General features: G+C 38.0%; 23 protein-coding genes. 17 read left to right on the top strand and 6 right to left on the bottom strand.

The annotated features are described in order from the left end of the window. Positions 1–195 precede the first annotated feature (195 nt). The 9 genes from A5N88_RS24265 (at position 196) to A5N88_RS09120 (ending at position 9351) form a co-directional block, all read left to right on the top strand. Entirely contained in the window at positions 196–324 is a 129-nt protein-coding gene (locus A5N88_RS24265; protein ID WP_083953091.1) for a YjcZ family sporulation protein, read from the top strand. Positions 325–723: 399 nt separating this feature from the next. Beyond that, a complete protein-coding gene (locus A5N88_RS09150) occupies positions 724–1476 on the top strand; it encodes a DeoR/GlpR family DNA-binding transcription regulator (protein ID WP_066265025.1) in 753 nt (250 codons plus the stop codon). Beyond that, positions 1473–2384 carry a 1-phosphofructokinase gene (gene pfkB / locus A5N88_RS09145; protein WP_066265024.1) on the top strand — a complete coding sequence of 304 codons (912 nt, stop codon included), beginning with the start codon at positions 1473–1475 and terminating at the stop codon, positions 2382–2384. Before A5N88_RS09150 ends, pfkB begins: the two co-directional genes overlap by 4 nt. Positions 2385–2395: 11 nt before the next feature. Continuing rightward, on the top strand, positions 2396–4261 hold the full coding sequence (locus A5N88_RS09140) for a PTS fructose transporter subunit IIABC (protein WP_066265022.1): 1866 nt from the start codon (positions 2396–2398) through the stop codon (positions 4259–4261). A gap of 916 nt (positions 4262–5177) precedes the next feature. Continuing rightward, positions 5178–5978: an aminoglycoside adenylyltransferase domain-containing protein gene (locus A5N88_RS09135; protein ID WP_066265021.1), complete on the top strand. Its 801-nt coding sequence runs from the start codon at positions 5178–5180 to the stop codon at positions 5976–5978. Between the two features lie 178 nt (positions 5979–6156). Beyond that, positions 6157–6351 (top strand): class I SAM-dependent methyltransferase, encoded by a 195-nt coding sequence (locus tag A5N88_RS25475; RefSeq protein ID WP_198160218.1) that lies wholly within the window; start codon positions 6157–6159, stop codon positions 6349–6351. A 209-nt stretch (positions 6352–6560) separates the two neighbouring features. Next, on the top strand, positions 6561–6896 hold the full coding sequence (locus tag A5N88_RS25470) for a hypothetical protein (RefSeq protein ID WP_232317552.1): 336 nt from the start codon (positions 6561–6563) through the stop codon (positions 6894–6896). Positions 6897–7162: 266 nt separating this feature from the next. Continuing rightward, positions 7163–7654, top strand: coding sequence for a GNAT family N-acetyltransferase (locus A5N88_RS09125; protein ID WP_066265019.1), 492 nt, complete (start codon positions 7163–7165; stop codon positions 7652–7654). 440 nt (positions 7655–8094) lie between these two features. Next, complete coding sequence (locus tag A5N88_RS09120) at positions 8095–9351, top strand: cation:dicarboxylate symporter family transporter (RefSeq protein ID WP_066265017.1); 1257 nt, start codon at positions 8095–8097, stop codon at positions 9349–9351. A gap of 141 nt (positions 9352–9492) precedes the next feature. Here A5N88_RS09120 and A5N88_RS09115 read toward each other — a convergent pair whose 3' ends face one another. Both A5N88_RS09115 and A5N88_RS09110 read right to left on the bottom strand, forming a co-directional pair. Then, positions 9493–9687 (bottom strand): hypothetical protein, encoded by a 195-nt coding sequence (locus A5N88_RS09115; protein ID WP_066265015.1) that lies wholly within the window; start codon positions 9685–9687, stop codon positions 9493–9495. A gap of 519 nt (positions 9688–10206) precedes the next feature. After that, complete coding sequence (locus tag A5N88_RS09110; RefSeq protein ID WP_066265014.1) at positions 10207–11136, bottom strand: MBL fold metallo-hydrolase; 930 nt, start codon at positions 11134–11136, stop codon at positions 10207–10209. Positions 11137–11970: 834 nt separating this feature from the next. Between A5N88_RS09110 and A5N88_RS09105 the strand changes: the two genes are divergently transcribed. Both A5N88_RS09105 and glpX read left to right on the top strand, forming a co-directional pair. Continuing rightward, positions 11971–12102 (top strand): BA3454 family stress response protein, encoded by a 132-nt coding sequence (locus A5N88_RS09105; protein WP_066265013.1) that lies wholly within the window; start codon positions 11971–11973, stop codon positions 12100–12102. 66 nt (positions 12103–12168) lie between these two features. Then, positions 12169–13128 carry a class II fructose-bisphosphatase gene (glpX, locus tag A5N88_RS09100; RefSeq protein WP_066265012.1) on the top strand — a complete coding sequence of 320 codons (960 nt, stop codon included), beginning with the start codon at positions 12169–12171 and terminating at the stop codon, positions 13126–13128. 423 nt (positions 13129–13551) lie between these two features. Here glpX and A5N88_RS09095 read toward each other — a convergent pair whose 3' ends face one another. The 3 genes from A5N88_RS09095 to A5N88_RS09085 all read right to left on the bottom strand — a co-directional run bounded on the left by A5N88_RS09095 (position 13552) and on the right by A5N88_RS09085 (position 15951). Then, positions 13552–14538, bottom strand: a complete 987-nt coding sequence (locus A5N88_RS09095) for a Gfo/Idh/MocA family protein (protein ID WP_066265007.1) — start codon at positions 14536–14538, stop codon at positions 13552–13554. A 305-nt stretch (positions 14539–14843) separates the two neighbouring features. Continuing rightward, positions 14844–14990, bottom strand: a complete 147-nt coding sequence (locus tag A5N88_RS25465; RefSeq protein ID WP_198160215.1) for a hypothetical protein — start codon at positions 14988–14990, stop codon at positions 14844–14846. A 514-nt stretch (positions 14991–15504) separates the two neighbouring features. Continuing rightward, the gene (locus tag A5N88_RS09085; protein WP_066265003.1) at positions 15505–15951 is read right to left on the bottom strand and encodes an OsmC family protein; all 447 of its coding nucleotides are present in this window, start codon (positions 15949–15951) and stop codon (positions 15505–15507) included. Positions 15952–16074: 123 nt separating this feature from the next. Here A5N88_RS09085 and A5N88_RS09080 point away from each other — a divergent pair, with 123 nt between their 5' ends. The 6 genes from A5N88_RS09080 to A5N88_RS09055 all read left to right on the top strand — a co-directional run bounded on the left by A5N88_RS09080 (position 16075) and on the right by A5N88_RS09055 (position 22612). Beyond that, positions 16075–17136 carry a M42 family metallopeptidase gene (locus A5N88_RS09080; RefSeq protein WP_066265002.1) on the top strand — a complete coding sequence of 354 codons (1062 nt, stop codon included), beginning with the start codon at positions 16075–16077 and terminating at the stop codon, positions 17134–17136. Between the two features lie 508 nt (positions 17137–17644). Further along, positions 17645–17887, top strand: a complete 243-nt coding sequence (locus A5N88_RS09075; protein ID WP_066265000.1) for a YueH family protein — start codon at positions 17645–17647, stop codon at positions 17885–17887. Between the two features lie 47 nt (positions 17888–17934). Continuing rightward, a complete protein-coding gene (locus tag A5N88_RS09070; protein ID WP_066264999.1) occupies positions 17935–19506 on the top strand; it encodes a peptide chain release factor 3 in 1572 nt (523 codons plus the stop codon). 457 nt (positions 19507–19963) lie between these two features. Continuing rightward, on the top strand, positions 19964–20431 hold the full coding sequence (locus A5N88_RS09065) for a hypothetical protein (RefSeq protein WP_066270394.1): 468 nt from the start codon (positions 19964–19966) through the stop codon (positions 20429–20431). A gap of 328 nt (positions 20432–20759) precedes the next feature. Beyond that, the gene (sigI, locus tag A5N88_RS09060; RefSeq protein ID WP_198160213.1) at positions 20760–21506 is read left to right on the top strand and encodes an RNA polymerase sigma factor SigI; all 747 of its coding nucleotides are present in this window, start codon (positions 20760–20762) and stop codon (positions 21504–21506) included. After that, positions 21506–22612, top strand: coding sequence for an anti-sigma factor domain-containing protein (locus tag A5N88_RS09055; protein ID WP_066264995.1), 1107 nt, complete (start codon positions 21506–21508; stop codon positions 22610–22612). The genes sigI and A5N88_RS09055 overlap by 1 nt, the downstream gene beginning before the upstream one ends. Positions 22613–22687: 75 nt before the next feature. Here the strand turns inward: A5N88_RS09055 and A5N88_RS09050 are convergent, their stop codons facing one another. After that, positions 22688–22879, bottom strand: coding sequence for an alpha/beta-type small acid-soluble spore protein (locus A5N88_RS09050; RefSeq protein ID WP_066264993.1), 192 nt, complete (start codon positions 22877–22879; stop codon positions 22688–22690). Positions 22880–23049 lie beyond the last annotated feature (170 nt).

Below are 23049 nucleotides of genomic sequence, written 5' to 3'. Positions count from 1 at the left end.
TTCAGCAGCTAAAAAAGCCGGTGTATATGCTTCTCTTCTTGATTACTGCCATACCTTCATACGTTAGTGGATAGAAAGGAAATTTCTCTTGAAACAGTGGAAAAAAGCATTATTCCTAAAAATAGATTTTCGTCCATAACAAACTTTCTGCTTTTGCATAGGATGTAGAGAATCTTACTAAAGGAGGTTTTCTTCATGTCTGATGGAGCAGGCTACGGTTCTGGATTTGCATTACTTGTTGTGCTGTTTATTCTTTTAATCATTGTTGGAGCTGCTTACCTTGGAGGCGGCTACGGATACGGCGGCGGAGGCTACTACTATTAACAGGCAGACCTTCGAGCATTGATATCTGTAATGTGAATGATTAACAAAATTGTATGGAATGAATGGGCTCTTATCCTGATGGATAGGAGCTCTTTTCATTTTTTTGGCACTGTTGGAGCATATTGACGAGATTAAATGAGAGGAGAGTAAGCAAAAGGCCTATTACTACTGCTTAGAAAAGGGCAAGGGGACACTCTGCAGGCTAAAGTGGTTAGAGAATTGCCCGCTAAAAACAACCATTATCCATATATAAAGTTAATAGAGCTTAAGGTTATAATTAAAGTTTTGAAGGTTTTTGAAAGAAAATGATTTTTTATGATTGTTATTTAAGGTTTTTGGTAGTAAAATAAAAACACAGAAAATAAATGTATGCGGTTCCAAAAAAGAGAGGTGTACAACATGCTGACGGTTGAAAGACAAAATATCATCCTTAATATTCTTAAAATGAAAGAGACAGTGAGTATCCAGGAACTGGTGGCAGAAACCAATACATCTGAATCAACCATCAGACGGGATATCATCCAGCTTGAAGATAAAAAGCTGTTAAAAAGAGTTCATGGCGGTGCAGCCCGTCTCCAAGGAACTATAAAAGAGGCAAATTTACATGAAAAATCAAACCAAAATCTTTCAGGCAAGGATCAAATTGCACGTTACGCTGCCAGTTTGCCAGGTGCAGGAGAATGTATTTATCTTGATGCAGGAACTACAACGCTACAAATGATTCAATATCTTCCTTTGGATATTGTGGTGGTAACGAATGGTGTTACCCATATAGAGCCTCTTTTGGCCAGAGGGATTAAAACGTACCTGGCTGGCGGGTTTGTAAAGGGAAGTACAGGAGCTATGATTGGGAATGGAGCATTATATGGTATTAGTAAGTATCGTTTTGACAAGTGCTTCCTCGGAGTGAATGGGATTCATCCAATTTATGGTTTTACGACTCCTGATCCAGAGGAGGCTTCCATGAAACAGCAGGCTCTGAAGCTATCAAGAGAAGCATATGTTTTAGCGGATGATTCTAAGTGGGGAGAAATTGCTTTTGCTTTGATTTCTCCTTTATCAGAGGCTGTTATCATTACAAACGATATAGATGCAGAAATGATGCTGGAATACGAGGCAAAAACGGAACTGAAGGTTGTGAAGAGCAAATGATTTACACAGTAACATTGAATCCTTCTGTAGATTATGTGGTAGAGGTTGAAGATTTTGCAGTAGGGAAATTAAATCGATCAAAATCGGACTTGAAGCTTCCAGGGGGGAAAGGAATTAATGTGTCCCTCGTATTAAAGAGATTGGGGACAGAATCAAGAGCATTAGGATTTATTGGAGGGTTCACTGGTTTTTTTATCGAGTCATTCCTAAAGCGGGAAAATATACAAACGGATTTTGTACAGGTTAATGAAGACACACGAATTAATATCAAGCTGAAAACAGGGGGAGAAACGGAGATTAACGGGAGCGGCCCTCATATAAGTACGGAAAAATATGAAGAATTTCTTGGAAAACTGGATCAGTTGACAAATGAAGATATCATCGTTTTTTCAGGAAGTATCCCTAAATCTCTTTCGCCGGATGTTTATTCAGGGTTAATTCATGTATGCAAAGAAAAAGGGGTTAAAGTTGTTGCAGACGTTTCAGGAGCGGCATTAAAAAGTGTTATTCGGGCTAAGCCCTTCCTCGTAAAACCAAATCATCATGAGCTTGGTGAAATTTTTAAAACGAGCATAGAAACGATTGAGGATGCAGCCTTTTACGGCAAGAAGCTTGTGGAAATGGGAGTGGAAAATGTTATTATATCCATGGCTGAAAAGGGAGCTCTTTTTATTAATAAAAAGGCATTGTATCATGCAAATGCCCCCAAAGGTGAATTGAAGAATTCGGTCGGGGCAGGAGATTCTGTTGTTGGAGGATTTTTAAGCGCCTATGCAACCCGTAAAGACTACCAGGAAGCTTTTCGAATGGGGACGGCAGCCGGCAGCGCAACAGCTTTTTCAATGGAATTATGTAAGAAAGAAGATGTGTTCACATTACTTACACAAGTTGAAATTACGCATTTATAAGGGGGAGAATTATGAAAATTACCGAGCTGCTCACAAATGCAACCATTAAATTAGAGCTAGTTTCTTCCAATAAAAAGGATGCAGTAAATGAATTAGTTTCCGTTTTAGTCAATGCAGGCAAACTAAATGACGCTGAACAATACGAAAAAGCCGTATTGGCAAGAGAAGAACAAAGTACAACAGGGATTGGAGACGGAATTGCCATTCCCCATGCCAAAACGGCAGCGGTTAAAGAACCTGCTATTGCCTTCGGAAGGTCCCAAAAGGGCATTCCATACGACTCTTTGGATGGACAGGACAGCCATTTGTTTTTTATGATTGCTGCAAGTGAAGGCGCTAACAATACTCATTTAGAAGCATTGTCAAGGCTTTCCGGACTTTTAATGAGAGATGAAGTGAGAACTAAATTATTGAATGCTTCATCCTCAGCTGAAGTATTGGAGATCTTTGAAATGTATGATTCTATGGATGATAGAGAAGAAAGCGCTTTAAATGAACAGCAGCTCTTACTGGCTGTAACAGCCTGTCCCACTGGAATCGCCCATACGTATATGGCTGCTGACTCTTTAAAAGAGAAAGCAAAAGAAATGGGCCTTGCTATCAAAGTGGAAACAAACGGATCCGGCGGTGCAAAAAATATTTTAACAGCTGAAGAGATTGAGAGGGCATCCGCAATCATTGTAGCGGCTGACAAGCAAGTGGAAATGAACCGTTTTAAAGGCAAACATGTGATAGAGGTTCCTGTTGCAGACGGAATCAGGCGTCCAAAGGAGCTTTTGGAACGTGCAGTAAGAAAAGATGCTCCTATATACCGGGGAACAGGAGAGAAAAAAGCACAGTCTGACGCTGGGAGCAGCCGGAAGGGATTTTATAAGCATTTAATGAATGGTGTTTCCAATATGCTTCCATTGGTTGTGGGAGGCGGTATCTTAATCGCAATTTCCTTTATGTTTGGCATTCATTCAGCAGACCCGAAAGATCCGAGCTATAACCGATTTGCGGAAGCCCTTAATACGATTGGCGGAGGCAACGCTTTTGGATTAATGATCCCCGTTTTAGCAGGATTTATTGCAATGAGCATAGCAGATCGTCCGGGCCTCGCACCAGGATTGGTCGGAGGGTTTATGGCAGCACAGGCCAAGGCAGGATTTTTAGGAGGATTAATTGCAGGCTTTTTAGCAGGCTATCTTGTTATCCTTGTCAAAAAAGCATTTTACCGTCTTCCCCAATCATTGGAGGGTTTAAAGCCTGTTCTGATCTATCCTTTATTTGGAATCTTTTTAACCGGTATGATTATGTTCTTTGTCATTGATACACCTGTCAGCATTTTTAATACGTACTTAACGCATGTACTAGGAGGCTTGGGGACTGGCAATCTTATTCTTTTAGGAGTCCTTCTGGGCGGCATGATGGCAATTGATATGGGAGGGCCCATTAATAAAGCAGCCTTTACATTTGGAATTGCTATGATTAATGCCGGAAACTTTGCTCCCCACGCAGCGGTCATGGCTGGAGGTATGGTGCCTCCGCTCGGGATGGCTCTTGCCACAACACTTTTCCGCAGCAAATTCACCAAACGGGATCGAGAAGCGGGACTTACCTGCTATGTAATGGGCGCTTCTTTTATTACAGAAGGAGCCATTCCTTTCGCAGCAGCAGATCCGTTTCGTGTCATCCCATCTGCTATAGTAGGCTCAGCGGCGGCTGGCGGGCTCAGCATGCTATTTAAGGTTAAGCTCCCTGCACCACATGGCGGCATATTCGTTCTTCCGGTTGTCACACATCCATTCCTGTACGCACTGGCCATTGTTATAGGAACCATCATTACGGCATTAATGGTTGGTCTTTTAAAAAGAAAAGTAGAAGTAGAACAGTAGAATTTATTCTTACATTGTTGCTTCTAGATTTTGTAAAAAGGAGATTCTGATGAGTCTCCTTTTTAATTTTAGGCACAGGTAAATCTTAATGTTGATACCCGTATTATGCCGTCTTTATTTAAGTAGAACGATTGAATTCTATGAAAAAGCGTGTAATGCAGTTGTAATCCCTTCATTATTATTATAACTTTTTTATTCAGGTGTTTAACGCAGTGTACTGTGGTAGCTCTCAAGTAACCTACTTCCACTAACAGGCAGTTTGGCGGAGGAAATTTGGATGATCGATTATGTAATATATAGTTTAATAGCCGAATACATTCTATGGGAAGTAATTAGTAAAGGGATAAATGACCTTCTAGAGAACAATGATATTGAAAACAACACAAAGGGAATATATAGTTGGATTTCTTTATAAATTAATTACTGAATCAGCTACAAAGAAATAAATCGCTGTTTTTATTCAACCGGCGCAGAAGTGAATTATCCTGCTGACATTGTTGACAGCGTTTAACTTATGTTGCTAAATGGGGCAAGTAGAAGATAGATTCAGGTTAAATTACCTAGTGATAAACAAATGGAAATATTATCTACAAAAAGAGTAAGATTCTGTGTATGTTAGAAATGTTTTACTTGGAGAGATAAATGTGAAACGATTATATAGATTTTTATTATATTTTTTGGCTTTTTTTTATAGTAGGTTTAATGGTAAATGAAATTTTAAAACATACTTTAAACATCTTTACAGCCTTTTCGGTGGCATTTGGAATTTCCTTAGGTATAGTTTTTAGTGGAAAATACAAAGAAAAATGAAGCTAGCTCCTGCAAGAGCGAATTATCCGGCTGCTTTTATTAGCAATTTTTTCTTAAAGTAGCAAAGGGGTAAGTTTACGAAATAAGATATAGTGGGGGAGTGATGATGTCTTATAATTGGACTACGTGTTCATTAGATATAAAAGAGTTTGTTATTCAGCTTCTAACGAAGACAAAAGAAATAATCAAAGATAATTTTATTGGTTTTTACCTACACGGCTCGCTTGCAATGGGGGGATTCAATCCTCATAGTAGTGATATTGATATAATAATAGTTACGGATGAATCATTGGAAATTGGTACCAAAAGGCGATTAGCAAAATTATTCCTAACTCATTCGAAAAATCAGTATCCACTGGAAGTAAGCATTTTAAATCGAGGACAACTAAATGAATTTGAGCACCCCTGCCCTTTTGACCTCCATTTTAGTGAATTTTGGAGAGAACGGTATGAAGAGGAGTTGTCATTACAAACGTATGAGTTCTTAACTGGTGAGGTTAGGAAAGACCCTGATTTAGCTGCTCATATAACTATAATCAACAAACGAGGAATTTGTATTGAAGGAAAACCCATTGTGGAGGTATTTCCATTGATTCCTAAATCCTATTTTATTTCCTCTATAGTGGGTGATTTTAATGATTGCTTAGAAAATATATTAGAGAATCCAGTTTATTGTACTTTAAATTTAATAAGAGTGTATTGGTACTTGAGGGAAAAGGTTATCTCATCGAAGCAAGAGGCAGGAAACTGGGGATTAACATCATTACCAACAGAGATGTCCCACACACTCCATAAAGTGATTTACAATTATTCCAATAAGATGGACTGTTATAACTTCGAAAAGGGAGAGTTCTTATTTATAAAAAATTTCTTTGCTAACAATGTAGGAGAGTTATTGACTAATTGAGAAAGTTAGTGGTGGTAAAAAATTAAGATTGTAAAATATCGAATTTAAGTAAACGGGTACAAGAGCCATGGACTCGGCTAATAATTGTTGGCAGTTTTTCTTATTGAGAACGGGACAGGCTACTTGAAAAAGAGGAAATAGTGAAATAGTGAAATATTTGATTTTTGGGGTAAGTTTGATGGCTGATGAAATATTTGAGAACCCAAGACTGGCTTATATCTTTGATTCATTTGACCCTGACCGTTCTGATTTAGATGCTTATGAGTCTATGGTTAATGAGTTTGAAGCAAGTTCTGTACTTGACATTGGTTGTGGAACAGGAACTTTTGCTTGCCGTTTAGCAGCCAAAGGCTTAGAGGTTATTGGTCTCTAGATCCAGCTAAAGCGTCACTAATGGTGGCAAAACAAAATAATTAGTCTGACCGTGTTAAATGGATTCACGGTAATGTACGTGACCTTCCACCCTTGAAGGTGGATCTTGTTACGATGACTGCTAATGTTGCTCAGGTTTTTCTGACGGATCAAGAGTGGCAAGAGTTATTTCTAGCAATTCGGGGGGTATTACGTCCAGGAGGAAGATTGGTGTTTGAAACCCGGAAACCTGAGTCACAGGCTTGGCTAGAATGGAACAAGGAGAATACATACAAGCGAATTGATGCACACAAATACGGTATTGTCGAGGGATGGGTAGATGTTATTGATGTTCGAGAATCCTTGGTGTCTTTCCGATGGACTTATGCTTTCAAGAACGATGGTGCCATTATCACGTCCGATTCTACGTTGCGATTTAGAAGTTTTAAGGAAATCACCAAATCTCTTAGAGAAGTAGGACTGTCTGTGGAAGATGTAAGAGAAGCTTCAGACCGTCCGGGACGAGAGTACGTTTTTGTTGCACGCTGCTCGACTAATGTTTGTTAATAAGAAAACAAACACATGTAAAAGGATAATGAGTCATTCTTCCCTAAAGAACGGGTTGAGAGCATCTCGTTTTTTTAACTCCATCATGTGGAACAGCCGTTTAACACGATGGAGCTAAAAAATATAATAGTCCTTTAAAAGACGAACACTTATTAAATTGAAAATTTAAACGGCGTTGTTCCAGATTTTATCTTTATGTATAAGTGCCCTTTCCCTTGAATGCGAATACTTTATGGTATATCCAGGAAAGGATTGGAGTGTTGTACATGTTTGAAATCAGGCCAACGAAAGTTGAGGATTTCCCTAAACTTGTGGAGCTGAATAATTTAATTTGGAATGCGGGAAATTCCCCCCAGCCAATAAAGTGGACATCAATTGAACAATATGCGAAATACCATCCTGCAGGCAGCCAATATGTCGGAATTGTTAATGGGGAATTGGCAGGATACATTCAGGCTGAAAGGCCTTCATTTATGAGTTTTGCCTCCAGTACAAATACAATTGAAATTATTATTGGTGTTCATCCAGCCCATCAAGGCAAGAAAGTCGGCACCAGATTGATTGATTATATTTCCCGTGTGGCAATGGAAGAGAAAAGAAACAAGCTTTTGTTAAAGGTTCTTTCGACAAACGATTCCGCTATCGCTTTCTATAAAAAATGCGGCTTCAAGGAACAAGGGAGGGTGAAGCATAAATATTTTTTAAATGGTCAATTTGTTGATGACATTTTTATGATAAAACAATTATATCATCCATAGCTTTAAGCACTTGTAAAAGTTCCTATTCTATTAAGCAAAAACAATAAAGTCCACTTTGACAATGCCTAAAGAAGTTTTGTTAAAGCGATATTTTATTTTAAGCTGACTCGTGTTCAGAGTGAAATAACAAGCAGGAAAAATAGAAAGTAAAAAAGGCACGTATGCCCTGAAACAGGTATCAGGCTGTGTGCCTTTATTCACGTTTTCATTGAGCTAAAAAACATTAGTATTTTAATATATATTTAAATCTTCTTTATGTCTTAACGGTTTTTAAAAATCACAATGTTTAAAGTGTTTTTAGGATATAAACACATAGAAAATAAGCGGAAATTTGGTTAGGGAAATATTACAAAGTGAATCAGGTTGACGGCTAGCACTATTATAAAATAATATTATAATTATATAAAAATTGTTTTATATAGAAAGGACGGGGGAAATATTTGAGGAAAATTGGGTTAGCTTGGCAAATTTTTATTGGACTTATCTTGGGAATCATCGTTGGCGCAGTATTTTATGGCCATCCCGAAGTTCAAACATACTTGCAGCCGGTAGGGAACATCTTTTTACGGCTCATTAAGATGATCGTGGTACCAATCGTGGTGTCAAGCATCATCATTGGCGTAGCAGGTGTCGGCAACATCAAGCAGGTGGGGAAGCTTGGTGGGAAAACAATTATTTATTTTGAAATTATTACGACTGTAGCGATTGTTATCGGTCTTCTGATCGCCAATATTTTCAAACCTGGAAATGGGATAGACATGCATCATTTGCAAAAAGGAGACATTTCCACGTATCTTGATACAACAAAACAAGTAGAATCTCATTCTTTTATAGATACAATTGTAAATATCGTTCCGACTAATTTGTTTGAATCTTTAGCAAACGGGGACATGCTTGCCATTATCTTTTTCTCTGTTATGTTTGGTTTAGGTGTATCAGCAATAGGCGAAAAAGGCCAGCCTGTACTTAAGTTTTTCCAGGGTACGGCAGATGCCATGTTCTATGTAACCAACATGATTATGAGATTTGCACCGCTTGGTGTTTTTGCCTTGATTGGCGTTACAGTATCTGAATTTGGTGTTAAGTCATTAGTCCCTTTAAGCAAGCTTTTAGTAACAGTCTACGGCTCAATGGCTTTCTTTATCCTAATCGTTCTGGGTTTTGTTGCAAGGATTGTCGGAATCCGGATTACGAACCTGTTTAAAATTCTTAAGGACGAGCTGATTCTGGCTTACTCCACTTCCAGTTCGGAAACAGTACTTCCGAAATTAATGGAAAAAATGGAGCGCTTTGGAGTGCCGAAGGGGATTGCTAGCTTTGTTATCCCTACAGGCTATTCATTTAATCTTGATGGATCCACGCTTTACCAGTCCATTGCGGCTATCTTTATAGCCCAGATGTATGGTATCCACTTGTCTATTGGTGCGCAAATATCCCTGATGCTGGTCTTAATGATCACATCGAAGGGGATTGCAGGAGTTCCAGGTGTTTCTTTTGTTGTATTACTAGCAACACTGGGGTCAGCCCATATTCCAGTTGAAGGACTTGCCTTTATTGCTGGAATCGACCGCCTGATGGACATGGCTCGCACGGTTGTAAATGTAATTGGAAACTCTCTGGCTACAGTAGTTGTGGCAAAATGGGAAAAGCGTTTCGACAATGAAAAAGCCGAAGAGTACTTGCAAGATATTGCTTAAATCATGTAAGCTCCCTTTCTTATGGAAAGGGAGCTTATTTTTTCTAAGAAGATCAGTATCAAAAAAAATAAAAAGCCATATAACTATGGCTGAATCATTATTTCTTTTCATTTTGGAGTCTAGTGAATCTTTAGTAATCTCTCAATACATCACGATATCAGGTTTCACTTCATTGAACTCATATACTTCTGTAGCGACTATCTTTTTATCTTTGCGATTACTGATAATTTGCGCCTTTTTTTTCAATCCCTCTTCCGCCAATTCTTTGTTGGTTGCTTTAATTGATAGTTTCATTACCGGCTGGTCTGAAAGATGAATCAACCCAGTAAATAACATTATTTCTCCCTCCTTTTTTTAGTAAGCGTTTTCATAAACCGAGTCTCAACAAAAGTTTATATAAAGCGTATTTTATATTAAATAATACCCTGTCATTTTAGCTAGTAAACATGTTTCAAAAGTAATTTGGGAAATAACTGGAGAATTAGTATAAAAGGGATAAGAAGAAGGAGGCAACTCAATAGTAAAAATTTTAGTAATGGGTGGAAGTCGATTTGTCAGTCCATCGATTGCTGTTTACTTATTAAAAGGCTGTGTTAAATTTCAATGTTGATACCTGCTCGTTTTTTAGCTCATTATTTCAGCTGTGCTGAAATAATGAGCTAAAAAACAATCGTGTCCTTAAACTAGAATTAAGACCAATTCAGTAGGAGGTGTAAGGAACCATTTAAAAGGAGATTGACATTGTGAAGAGGAGCTAGAGCATAATCCAGCTGTTAAAAAGTATAATTATGAAGTTTTAAAAGCAGTCAAATAAAAAGAGGCACAGGTAATCTACCACACCTCCCCTGTGCCTATTTAATGAATGGTCAGCCTGAGAGTTTCTCCAAGCTTAGCTAAGAGAAGGCGGTCTGGCTCCAGCCCAGTTCGTGTCCATTCATTTTGGACTCGATCTAAAGCTTCCTTAGGTGTATCATCTGCAAGACGGAATGTACCGTAGTGCATGGGAATCATATACTTTGCCTTGGTATCGATAAAGGCTTTTACTGCTTCTTCAGGATTCACATGCTGTTCCTTCATAAACCATTCAGGTTCGTAAGCTCCGATAGGAACTAATGCATAGTCAATTGTAAAACGCTCGCCAATTTCTGAAAAGCCCCTAAAATAACCACTGTCTCCTGCAAAATAAATAACAGGTGATTTTTCTGCTGTAAGCATCCAACCTCCCCAGTGTGAAGTGTTTGTGTCAAACAGTGTCCTTTTTGTCCAATGCTGTGCCGGTACAAAAGAAAATTGTACAGATGACAATTCTATTTGCTCCCACCAATTTAATTCATGAACATGATCGAGGCCTTTTTTATGAAACCACGCTGCCAGCCCGGATGGTACCAGATAAGCTGGATTTCCTGGCAGCTTCTTTATTGTTGAATAGTGGAGGTGGTCGTAGTGGCTGTGTGAAATTAAAACAAAATCAATGGAGGGTAAATCGTTTATGCTCAGCCCCGGAGGAGTCAAGCGTTTATCAGTCCCCATCTGCCTTGCCCAAACTGGATCAGTTAGTATATTCAGCCCCTTATATTGCAGCAGAAAGGTTGAATGGCCAATCCATGTTACGGTGGGAATGTGATTGTTGGATTGCAAGAATTCTATTTCTGGTTGTTCAATATGGGAAACCTGGAAAGACAGGTCCTTTTGTTTCGATCTTCTTTCTTTCCGCCATTGTCTAAATTCTTTAAATGGTTTTGTTGTTTGGATGCGATCTAGATTCTCAAATCTCTTTTTGCTCACTTTGCACCGTCCTTTTGAACATATGTAATAATCTACCTATAGTATAAAGGAGCATTTTTGATAAAAAAAGCCTGTCTGGTTTAACAATGTAAAATTAAAGAATACATGAAGTAAGAATGCTCCTCCTGTTTCTCCTCCTTAGGATAATCATTGAGCCATTTCTTTGTTTTTATGTCAAGGCTGTTTTCGTATAGATTGTGGATTTTCGTACAAAACATGATTACGTGAGTTGTCTGTCTTCGCGGCATCTTTTCGTAAGCTCATTACAAGATTTAATACTGAACATACATTTAAAATCATATTTTTGTGTCTAATAGCAACAAAGCTTACGAAAAGAGCCTTTGTCAATGCAAATAATATAAGGAGATAATTATCTTTATATAAAAAATATTATTATAAATAAAACTAAATTCGTTTACAAAAAATAACCTCTTCCGTTAGATGTATCAACTAAATAATTTCCGTTGGGTTTATAATGAACCAAGTAATGTATTCGTTTTCATTAAAACAATAGGAAATTTCCCTGTTTTTGCTATTCACAAGTTGTTCACATTTTTCTTGACGGATTAAAAATAAAGGTTTAATATGGTTACATTAAGTAACTCAGTGCTTAAAAATAAGGATATAAATCTATTTGTATTTATAAATAGTTACTATTTTTATATAAAGCTAGATGCCGGATCGTTTGCTGTAAAACCGTCATGTAAGCCTGCGTCCATTCTTCCCATAAAGATATACCGATAGATTGTGTCCCAAATGAATAAATACCTTCAAAAAAAGAAGATTAGCAAGAAAAGGGATTAAAAGAATATGGTTTTGGACAGGAGTGGTAAGATGATTGAAATTACTCTTACAGTTGAAATGTGCGGTAAGCAATATCAAACAAATGTTATTGCACGTAAAGGTACAATGAAGGAAGACATAATTCGTTTAGCTGAAGAACAAGTAAAAAAACAATGGCTTTAATAGAATATTGTCATTGTCATTTCGGAGATAATCTTATAAAAACAGTTAAATAGGAGATGCGATAAAATGGATAGAAGTTTGTCAATTGAACTAGTGCGTGTAACAGAAGTAGCAGCTCTGTCTGCCGGAAGATGGATGGGAAGAGGAAAAAAGGACGAGGTAGATGAAGCTGCCACACAAGGTATGCGGGATATGTTTAATACAATCAATATGAGAGGCACTGTTGTCATTGGTGAAGGAGAAATGGACGAAGCTCCAATGCTTTATATTGGGGAAGAATTGGGGACAGGAGACGGTCCTGAATTTGACATAGCAGTCGACCCGCTTGAAGGGACGAATATCGTTGCAGCAGGTACCTGGAATGCATTAGCTACGATTGCAGTGGCAGAAAAGGGAGCTTTACTTCATGCTCCGGATATGTATATGGAGAAAATTGCCGTTGGTCCTGAAGCTGCCGGGAAAATTGATTTAAACGCACCTGTGATTGAAAATTTAAAAGCTGTTGCAAAAGCCAAAAACAAGGATGTTGATGATTTAGTTGTTGCCATTCTGGATCGTGAAAGGCATCAAAGCATGATTAATGAAATCCGTTCTGCCGGAGCGAGAATTAAGCTTATACAAGATGGGGATGTGGCAGCTGCCATTAATACAGCCTTTGAAAACACAGGTGTTGATATTCTCCTCGGATCTGGAGGTGCTCCAGAAGGGGTACTTGCAGCTACAGCATTAAAGTGTCTTGGCGGAGAATTTCAGGGTAAACTGCTTCCTCAAACACAGGAAGAATTGGACCGCTGCCGTAAAATGGGCATTGATGATGTAAATCGCGTGTTATTGATGGACGATCTGGTAAAAGGGGAGGATGCCTTTTTTGTAGCGACGGGCGTAACAGACGGGGAGCTTCTTAAAGGTGTTCAGTATAAAGGCAATTTCGGTACGACTCATTCCGTTGTAATGCGCGCAAAAACCGGGACCCTTCGATTTATTGAAGGCCGCCATCGCTTGAAAAAAGAGCCTGCTTTAGTTTAAATCACTGTTTTACAGGCAACAGTGGATAAATCCATTTTATTAATCTAATATAGACTCTGTTAAAATTGTATGTTGAAACTGCTCGTTTTAGCTCATTCGTGTGAAACGGTTGTTTCACACGCCTTTCAGCTAAGCTGAAAGGTTACAGTAAAGAAAAGAAACCAAAGCGAAGTTTACTTTGGTTTCTTTTCTTTACTGTAAAATGAGCTTAAAAACAAATTAGTCCGCTATCAAAGCCAATAAATAAAGCGCTTAACCAATGCAGACCTTGTCTCGCTCTAGGGCTTATCGGCTAACGAATTTCTACGTTCCATCACTGTAATAAGTCAACATGTGCTCATGTTTGATTGCACTGTGTCTCCTTTACAAAGAAATAAATACGCCGATGAGCAAGGTGCTTATATTATAATGTATCAATTTTTGTCAGTATTGTTCTATATCAAAAACAATATTGTTTTGCATTCTGGCGTCTTCTGTAATGGAAGCAACAGTATCACTTAAGTCTTGTAAATCATGATAGGTTTCATGGTCGTCTTCTTCTATAATCCTGGTAAACTCCAGAATTTCGTATACCATGTCTCTTTCCTTCTGTTCACATGCAAAAGACTTCTGCTGCTTTGTTCGATAATCAATAATTTCAAGCTTCTTTAAAAGAGAAGCTTTGTTGAATAAAATACTACCTTTTTCCCCAGCAATTTCACAATCCAAATTAGACTGTACAATTTTCGATGCCAAGATGGTACAGACAAATTTTCCGTATTGAAGAATAAGGGTACCAGCACCATCAATTCCGTTCCGAAGGATAACAGGGGTATAGGATACCTTTTCTGGTTTTCCGAAAAGCGATACAGCCAGAAATAAGGGATAGACCCCCAAATCCATGAGTGAACCCCCAGAAAATTTAAGAGAAAATACATTAGGTTCTTCTCCTGCTAGAAATGCGTCGTAACGGGAAGAATACTGTTGATATTGAAAAAAAACACTCCGGATAGAGCCAGTATCGGATAACTTCTCTTTCAATTTTTTGAAATTGGGCGTGTGAATGTTCCGTATGGCCTCAAAAAGAAAAACCTTATGTTCGTTAGCTGTTTGATATGCATTATGTAATTCTTTACTGTTGGAAAAGCAAGGCTTTTCGCAAATTACATGCTTTCCGTTCTTTAGGAATAGAATGGCTTGTTCATAATGAAGTGAATTGGGAGAAGCTATGTAAACAATATCGATATTTTTGTCTTTCGCCATTTCGTCCAAGTGATGATAGCTGGTCTCTGCCTGATGTTTTTCTGCAAATCTCTTCGCTGCTTCTTTAGAACGGGAGTAAACTGCAGCCAGAGATAATTTTCCTGACTCCTTAGCGGCCTCTATAAATTCAGAGGTAATCCAGCTCGTTCCAATTGTGGCAAGTTTCATGATGAAGTTCCCCTCTCAAGGTATTTTTTAGGATAAGGCCAATAACAATTTTTCCTCATGCAGCCTATTATTTTGATTAATGGGAGTATAAGAATCTGCTGCATTGATATAGATTAATGTAATGTTATCACAAAAGGAGGGATGCTGGCTTTATATAAAGGCTGTTTATCCATAGATTTTCGTTGGGGTAACGGTATTTCCTGTTATTCCCTGAAACTTTTCTATATCCTTCAAATGTCGAAGAGAAGCTAAAATATAAAAGCCAGCATTGGAGAGAAGACCCGAAGTGAGGTCGTGGAGAACGGTTAACTGGGATCTACTTCATCAAAAGATAAAGTTGTCACACTGGTGTATTCCCCGCGTTCAATTTCTTTCTTTGTAGCATCTTTTTCCAGTTCGGGTTGATCATCCATACCAGGAGCAAGGGTAGCTTCTTGTTCTTTCTTTTTCATATTGGACCTCCTGTAAATGTAGTTTAATTTGAATGTCTTACAACGTTTATTTTAAACAGGTTTCCAAAGGTCATACTTAAAAGAAATGAAATTTAAGATTTGGCAGAGAGTTCTTAAAAGTGCAAAATAAGTTAATTTAACAAACTAGAATGATGAATTTTCGACAGCATGCTGAACTGTAAACAAACCAAAGTATATAATGTCAAAACTGCCCATAATAATGATAAAGCTTAATGCTGATAACGATTAAAGCGAAGGGAGCGAGAATCCTGTTTAGAAAAGGGGGAAGCGATGAGGTTTCCGGTAGCGTGCGGAAAAACGAGCGATTGGGGGATATTAACAAGCAAAACTGGCAGATCCATAATAAAAATGAGCGCCTATCGGCTAACAAATTTCTGCGTCTCCTCCCTGCGATGAGTCAACATCAGCTCGTAAACCGTATCGCTGTGTTTCCTTTATCTCAGTCGCAGACTCTGAAATTCGTACGCCGATGAGCAAGGCGCTTGCGCTTTTCTTAGTCACATGTAATTTTTACTTCAAGAGCTAATTCAACGTTTCCCATTACTGCTTTGGAAATCATGCAGCTGCTTTCTGCTTTTTCAGCCAGTTTTTGTACCTTTTCGACTAGCTCCTTACTGCTCTCACTGGGAAGTACGATGAAAGGCCGGTGGACAATTCTCTTAAATGTATTTACCCCTCTTATCACTTCCACCACGGCCTCAGATTCAAGTGAAAGAGAACGGGTTTCAATCGAACTGCGCTCCAACATGGCTGCTAATGTTATGATATAGCAAGTAGAAGCTGCCCCGAGCAGCATTTCATCGGGATTTGTTCCAATGCCGGGCCCATCCATTTCAGGAGGAATAGAAACCTTTGTCTTTAAATTTCCTGCATCAATAATGCCAACGCTATTTCTTCCTCCAGGCCACTCAGCGGTTAAATGAAAATGATGTTCAGCCAATTGCAATCACTCCTTTACTCTATTATAGCCCATGAAAGAAAGGCAAAAAAGAAATGTAGCTCTGTATCATTTCGGAATTTTCTAATATAATAGCCATAGAGATTGAAGAAGCGAGGTAGGAATATGAATATAAATACATATGTGAAGCCTAAAGAAACCATGGATTTGATTAAAAAGCTGGTGACAATACCCAGCCCTACAGGAAATACAGCTGAAGTAATTGCCTTTTGCGAAAAATATTTAAAAGAGTCCAACGTTGAAGGTTGCCGAAATCGAAAAGGCGGCTTGATTGTTACGCTTCCTGGTACTGACCAAAAACAGCACAGGATGTTAACGGCCCATGTGGATACTCTTGGTGCAATGGTAAAGGAAGTTAAAACGAACGGTCGGCTTAAGCTTTCGATGGTAGGGGGATTTGCCTGGAATGCAATAGAAGGTGAAAATTGCCAGATTGAAACCTCGACAGGAAAATGCTATACGGGCACTATTCTTATGCACCAAACATCTGTACATGTTTATAAGGATGCAGGAAAGGCTGACCGTAATGAAGAAAATATTGAAGTTAGGATTGATGCGAAGGTTCAATGCGAAGAAGATGTAAGAGAGCTGGGAATAAGGGAAGGGGATTTTGTTTCCTTTGACCCAAGAGTACAGATAACCGACAGCGGTTATATAAAGTCCAGACATTTAGATGATAAAGCAAGTACGGCCATTTTGTTAAGAATAATACAAAATATTAAAGAACATAATATTACACTTCCGTATACAACTCATTTCCTGATTTCTAACAATGAAGAAATCGGGTATGGAGGAAATTCAAATATTACACCGGAAACGATTGAATATCTTGCAGTAGACATGGGAGCATTAGGAGATGGGCAGGCATCCGATGAATATACCGTATCCATTTGTGCTAAGGATTCAAGCGGTCCTTATCATTACGGATTGAGAAAACATTTAGTGGAATTGGCTGAGAAAAATGGTCTTGACTATAAAGTGGATATCTATCCTTATTATGGTTCAGACGCATCTGCTGCCATTAAAGCAGGTCATGATATTATTCATGGCTTAGTCGGACCTGGAATAGAGTCTTCGCATGCTTATGAAAGAACCCATGAAACTTCAATTGAAAATACTGAAAAGCTGTTATATGCGTATCTCCAGTCTGAAATTATAAAATATTAGATGGAAGCAATTTTTAAAGAGGTTCTCCTTAAACGGGGAGCCTTTTATATTTTGGTTGATCCCTTTGTCAGTCAGCGTCTATTCTTCAACAAATGGATGGTGATGTTTTATATTTTTTAGCAAATAGCAACAAAGGTACAAAAAAACGTTCCTGAAAAATGATTTAACGAAATACAAAAAATCTGCTCATTTTATGAATGGGTATTTTTTTCTTTTGCCCTTTTCCTTTATAATAGAAGATGGTCTTTAATTATGGTTTTGTTGGAGGACATGGTTGTTTTTTGGCTCGTTCATGCGCTACAGTCATTTCACAAGCCATTCAGTGCTGTTGAAAAACGGGCAGTTATCAGCACAGAATAATAACAAAGCCTTTATTATAGGAAGATAAACAGTTTTTCTTTACGATAGAATCCCTGTAAAATAAGCTGATATCTCGAACCTTTCAGTTATCCGGCTACAGGATGCCCTAAAGAGGGTGACGTCCGCTTTTAGGAGAAGGAGGATTTTCTTGAAGATTAGAAAAACGACACTGCGTGGTAATCCAATCGATGTATTTATATATGAAAATAAAAAGGATGAATATTTCGTCATGGCCATTCCCGAACTAGAGTGGTCTATCCATTTTTCTTATGATGAAGAAGATGAAGATTTAAAGGAACGGCTAATTGCTTCTTTGGATCAAAAAGCAGCAGCTGGCACTGATGCAGTTGACCTTGGACGCAGACTTTTGCAGTGGGCCAAGGAGATGTAATCCATTATTGGGTTTGAAATACATTTTGAATTGAAAGGAATAACAACATGACAAGTACTTTTAAAGATGAGGTTCTCTCTCGAAGAACATTTGCAATTATTTCCCATCCGGATGCCGGGAAAACCACGTTAACCGAGCAGCTCTTATTATTCGGAGGCGCGATTCGGGCAGCGGGAACGGTTAAAGGAAAAAAGACAGGGAAATTTGCTACTTCTGACTGGATGGAAATTGAAAAACAAAGGGGTATTTCAGTAACCTCCTCTGTAATGCAGTTTGAATATGAAGGGTTTCGTGTGAATATTTTGGATACACCGGGACATCAGGACTTCAGTGAAGATACCTATAGAACTCTTATGGCAGTAGACAGTGCTGTGATGATTATAGATTCAGCGAAGGGAATAGAGGATCAAACCATTAAACTGTTTAAGGTATGCCGCATGCGAGGGATTCCAATATTTACTTTCATCAACAAGCTAGACCGCCAAGGGAAAGCTCCATTGGAATTACTTGCAGAATTGGAAGAGGTTCTTGGGATTGAATCCTATCCAATGAATTGGCCGGTTGGAATGGGTAAAGAGTTTCTTGGAATTTATGATCGCTACCATAACCGCATTGAACAGTTTCGGGTGGATGAGAAAGATCGCTTTATTGAACTTGATGAAAATGGAGAAATTAAGGGTGAGTCTCCTATTAAGCAGTCATCGCTATATGAGCAGGCATTAGAAGAAGTCATGCTCTTGGATGAAGCAGGAAATGAATTCTCTAAAGATAGGATAGCGAATGGAACGCTTACTCCGGTTTTCTTTGGAAGTGCTTTGACGAATTTTGGCGTACAGACCTTTCTTGAAACGTATTTGAAGTTCGCTCCTTCTCCACAGCCTAGAAATTCGAATGTGGGAATGATTGATCCTGTAAGAGAGGATTTTTCTGGATTTGTCTTTAAAATTCAGGCTAATATGAATCCTGCCCATCGGGATCGTATTGCATTTGTGCGCATTTGTTCAGGAAAATTTGAAAGAGGCATGAATGTCAGTCTTTCAAGAACAGGTAAGCCGATGAAACTTTCTCAATCCACCTCGTTTCTTGCAGATGACCGCAGTACCGTGGATATGGCAGTCAGCGGTGACATTATAGGACTGTATGATACGGGGACCTATCAGATAGGCGATACGATTACTTCAGGAAAAGAAGCCATCCAGTTTGAAAAGCTTCCTCAATTTGCTCCTGAGTTATTTGTAAAGGTAACAGCTAAAAACGTTATGAAGCAAAAAAGCTTCCATAAAGGAATTGTCCAGCTTGTGCAAGAGGGAGCCATTCAGCTGTATAAAACGTACCGTACAGATGATTATATACTGGGCGCTGTCGGGCAGCTGCAATTTGAAGTATTTGAACACAGAATGAAGAATGAATACAATTCTGATGTTATTATGGAACCAATCGGCTCCAAGATACCTCGCTGGATTGAAGAAACTCAGGTGAACGAATCGCTTTCAAGCTCCCGGAGCCTGCTTGTCAAAGACCGTTTCGATAAGCCATTATTCCTTTTTGAGAATGATTTTGCTTTAAGATGGTTCCAGGATAAGAATCCTGGAATAAAGCTCAGCAATCCAATGGAATAGAAAAATGAAATAAAAGGGCACCTGGTTTTTAAAAATCCAGTGCCCTTTTTCATTTAAGCTCTTTTCGCATGAGTGTTTTCTAATGACTAGGCTCTGTTATATTACTATGTTGATAACTTCTCGTTTTTTAGCTCATTCGTAAAAAATGATAGAGTCCTCTATCAGTGCCAGTGACTATAGTTTAGAATTTTAACCTTAGCAAAAAATATGGTGAGTAAGCACGCATAAAACAAAAAATGATTTGTAATAAAATGTAAAAAGATGATTTGATAACATATTTTTATTTTATGAGGGCATTCTATAAATACGATTTGTTGAGGAGGGCCCACTATGCAATGCGGCAATCATATACAGAACCATTATAAAAAATTATTACATATTATTATTTTATTTTTAGTTCCCTTAATAAAAAAAATAGGCCGGTTCGCTTGCTGGGCTTTATAGAATGGGCAGATATATGAAAAAGGTAGCCCCTCTGGAAGCCATATTATGGAGCATTGCATTTCCGGGCTTTCCTCAATTATTATCCGGGAAGTATATCAAAGGTTTTTTGTTTTTATTTTTAGAATTTCTTGTAAACGGACAGAGCCATTTTAATAAGGCAATTATGCTTAGTTTTTTGGGAGATACAAGACTAGCAGGAGAAATCGTTAATTATCAATGGTTGATGTTTTATCCATGTATATATATGTTTGCCATGTGGGATGCATATAAAAATTCTTTGGAGAGAGAAAGCCAATTTTCTTACATTCCGTTTGCGTTTGCAGCTTATTTCGTGACAATTGGTTTAATGTATTCCCCAATTGTAACAATTAAGAATCGCTTGATTGGCCCCATTTTTTTACCGATTCTATTCATAATACCTGGATTAGTTGCGGGATTCTTTATTAGATATATCTTAATTAAGATAAGAGGAAGTATGTAAAGAATGGACACTGCTTGGGTTGTTTATAATCGGTCAATGTTTGTAAAGAAAGCCAATAGAGTCCGGGGGGGAAGCGGTCTGTGGAGCCTCCAAAGCGTTAGAAGCCATTAGGAGACTCCTCTTAAAAGTTAATGCCAGAAACAAAAAATAACAAGAAATGAAATACAGAGCCCCTTAACAAATCCATGAAAAAAATATGAAAATGACTTCAAATACCCTCTTAAAATGATCTGATTCCAGCGTACTTATAAACGAAGTTGAAATATAAACGTAAACTTAACGAAAAACCAGTATATCTCATTTCTGTTATAATAGTCGACAGGGTGAGGTGAAGCGAGTGCTGAATTTATTATTTCAAAAAGATAAAAAAACACTTGAAGAAAAAGCGCTGCTGGTTCAAAGCGGGCAGCAAAAATATTTAGATTCGTTATTAGCAGACTATCAGCCATTTGTGAAAAAAGTGGTTTCTTCTGTTTGTAAAAGATACATAGACCAGCGTGATGATGAATTTAGCATTGGCCTTATTGCTTTTCACGAAGCCATCCTTAAATATGACCGAAGCAAGGGCGGTTCCTTATTAGCGTTTGCAGAGGTTGTTATTAAACGGAAAGTCATTGATTTTCTCAGGAGCAGTTCAAGATATAAAGATATAAGCATTGAACAGCATACTAAAGAAGATGATGAAAATGGGGCAGGAAAGTCATTAGAAAATACAATATCCTTTAATCACTATCGTATCAAAAAAGATGAAGAGAAAAGAAAAGAAGAAATTATTGCTTTTCGAATGAAATTGCAAAATTTCGGATTAATCTTTGAAGATTTAGTGGAACAAGCTCCAAAGCATGATGATGCTCGTATAAACGCCTTTAAAGCTGCAGCGGTTTTAGTTCAGGATGATTCATTAAAAGAGTCTTTATTTCAAACGAAACGTCTGCCAATGAAAGATTTAGAAAAAAAGGTGGAAGTCAGCAGAAAGACTCTGGAACGAAATCGTAAATATATAATAGCTATTGCCATTATCCTTTCAGGAGACTTTATTTATTTAAAGGATTATATAAAAGGGCGGTTAGATTAATGAAAAAAGGGGTCATTTTAGAGGTCAAGCCAAAATATTTAATCATGATGACGAGTGAAGGGGAGTTTTTAAAAGGGAAAAAGAGAAACTTGGATTATGATGTAGGCCAGGAAATTATATTTAATCCGTATTACAGTGATTGGAAGCAGCGACTATATGTGTTATCCCGGAGTAAAGCCATTGTGACGACTGCTGCTGTTATTTTAATAGCAGGGCTGCTCCTCGTTCCTTTTGCAAAGGGAAACAAGGCATATGCCTATGTAACAGTTGATGCTAAACCAAGTATTGAACTGGCATTAAATAAAAATCTGGATGTATTGAATGCTGTATCTTTTAATGAGGAAGGCAAAAGAGTATTGAGAAGGGCAGATTTAAAGAAGAATCAAAACTTTACGCAGGCTGCAGAAATGATTCTTAACGGGAGCAGGGCTTTAGGCTACTTAAAGAATAACCAGAATATCATCATTTCATCTGTGATAAGCCAAAATGACTTATCTAAGCTTTCACAAGAAATAAATTCGCTCAGCCATTTTGTCCAAAAATATCAGGATCACGTCTTATATGAAAAAGGTTCCAGCAAAGACCGTAAAGCTGCAATGCAAAAAGGGATGACTACAGGACTTTATTTGTGGAAGAGGGAGAATAAAAGGAAACCAGTGAATGCATCTCCTTCTGCTGTGAAAGGAACAAAACCCAATTCTCATAAGCCCTTGCAAGCTAATGAGCATACTGCTTACATTCCTGTAATAAATAAAGCGGCTAATGAAGCAAAAGGGATTATAGAAGTACAGTCAAAATATCCAAGAAGAACACCTGCTTCTAAACATATGGATGGGAGCACCATCGGAGCCAACTACATAAGATCAAAAAAATCTTCTCCTCATCTCGAGCATTCTATAGCAAGGAGAGAGAATGGAATAATCAACTCTCAAAAACAGCATGGCAGGCGTCACGATAGGAATCATTGGGAGGGCGAAATGAGGGAAGAGTGGAGTATGCATCAAAATCGAAAAATTGTACCTTTTAAACATAAGGAAGTACATGAATATGAGAAAGAGCACTCCTTTTTACATACTTTCAGTGTCAGGAAATTTAAGCATTCATAATAGCAAATGAAAAAGAAATTGGTTTAAAACGAAACCAATTTCTTTTTTTGGTATAGAGACAATTCCCGTAGAAGTTTATTTTCCTGAAAGCTGGGATTGAGCCTGCTTTACAAGGCGCTTTGTAATTTCACCACCTACAGAGCCATTAGATCTTGATACTGTATCGGAGCCTAATTGTACGCCAAATTCTTGCGCTATTTCAAACTTTACCTGGTCAAGGTATTGTTCAACACCCGGAACCAATAGCTTGTTACTGCTTCTAGTCATCTTAATTCCTCCTTTCATCCAAAATGTTTTGGCTATAAGTTTATTATGAGAAAAAGAAAGGGAAACATGTGTGGAAAAACGTTCAAAAAAGTGAAAAAAACACTTGTTAACCTTCAGAGTAAACAAAAAGAAGAATGGATAATCTATAAAGGCATCATTCTTAATTAGGA

Origin of the sequence: Heyndrickxia acidicola (genome assembly GCF_001636425.1) — a bacterium.
In the GTDB taxonomy this organism is placed as follows: domain Bacteria; phylum Bacillota; class Bacilli; order Bacillales; family Bacillaceae_C; genus Bacillus_AE; species Bacillus_AE acidicola.
The sequence above is the reverse complement of the archived record's forward strand: the minus strand, read 5'-3'. Positions and strand labels throughout refer to the sequence as shown.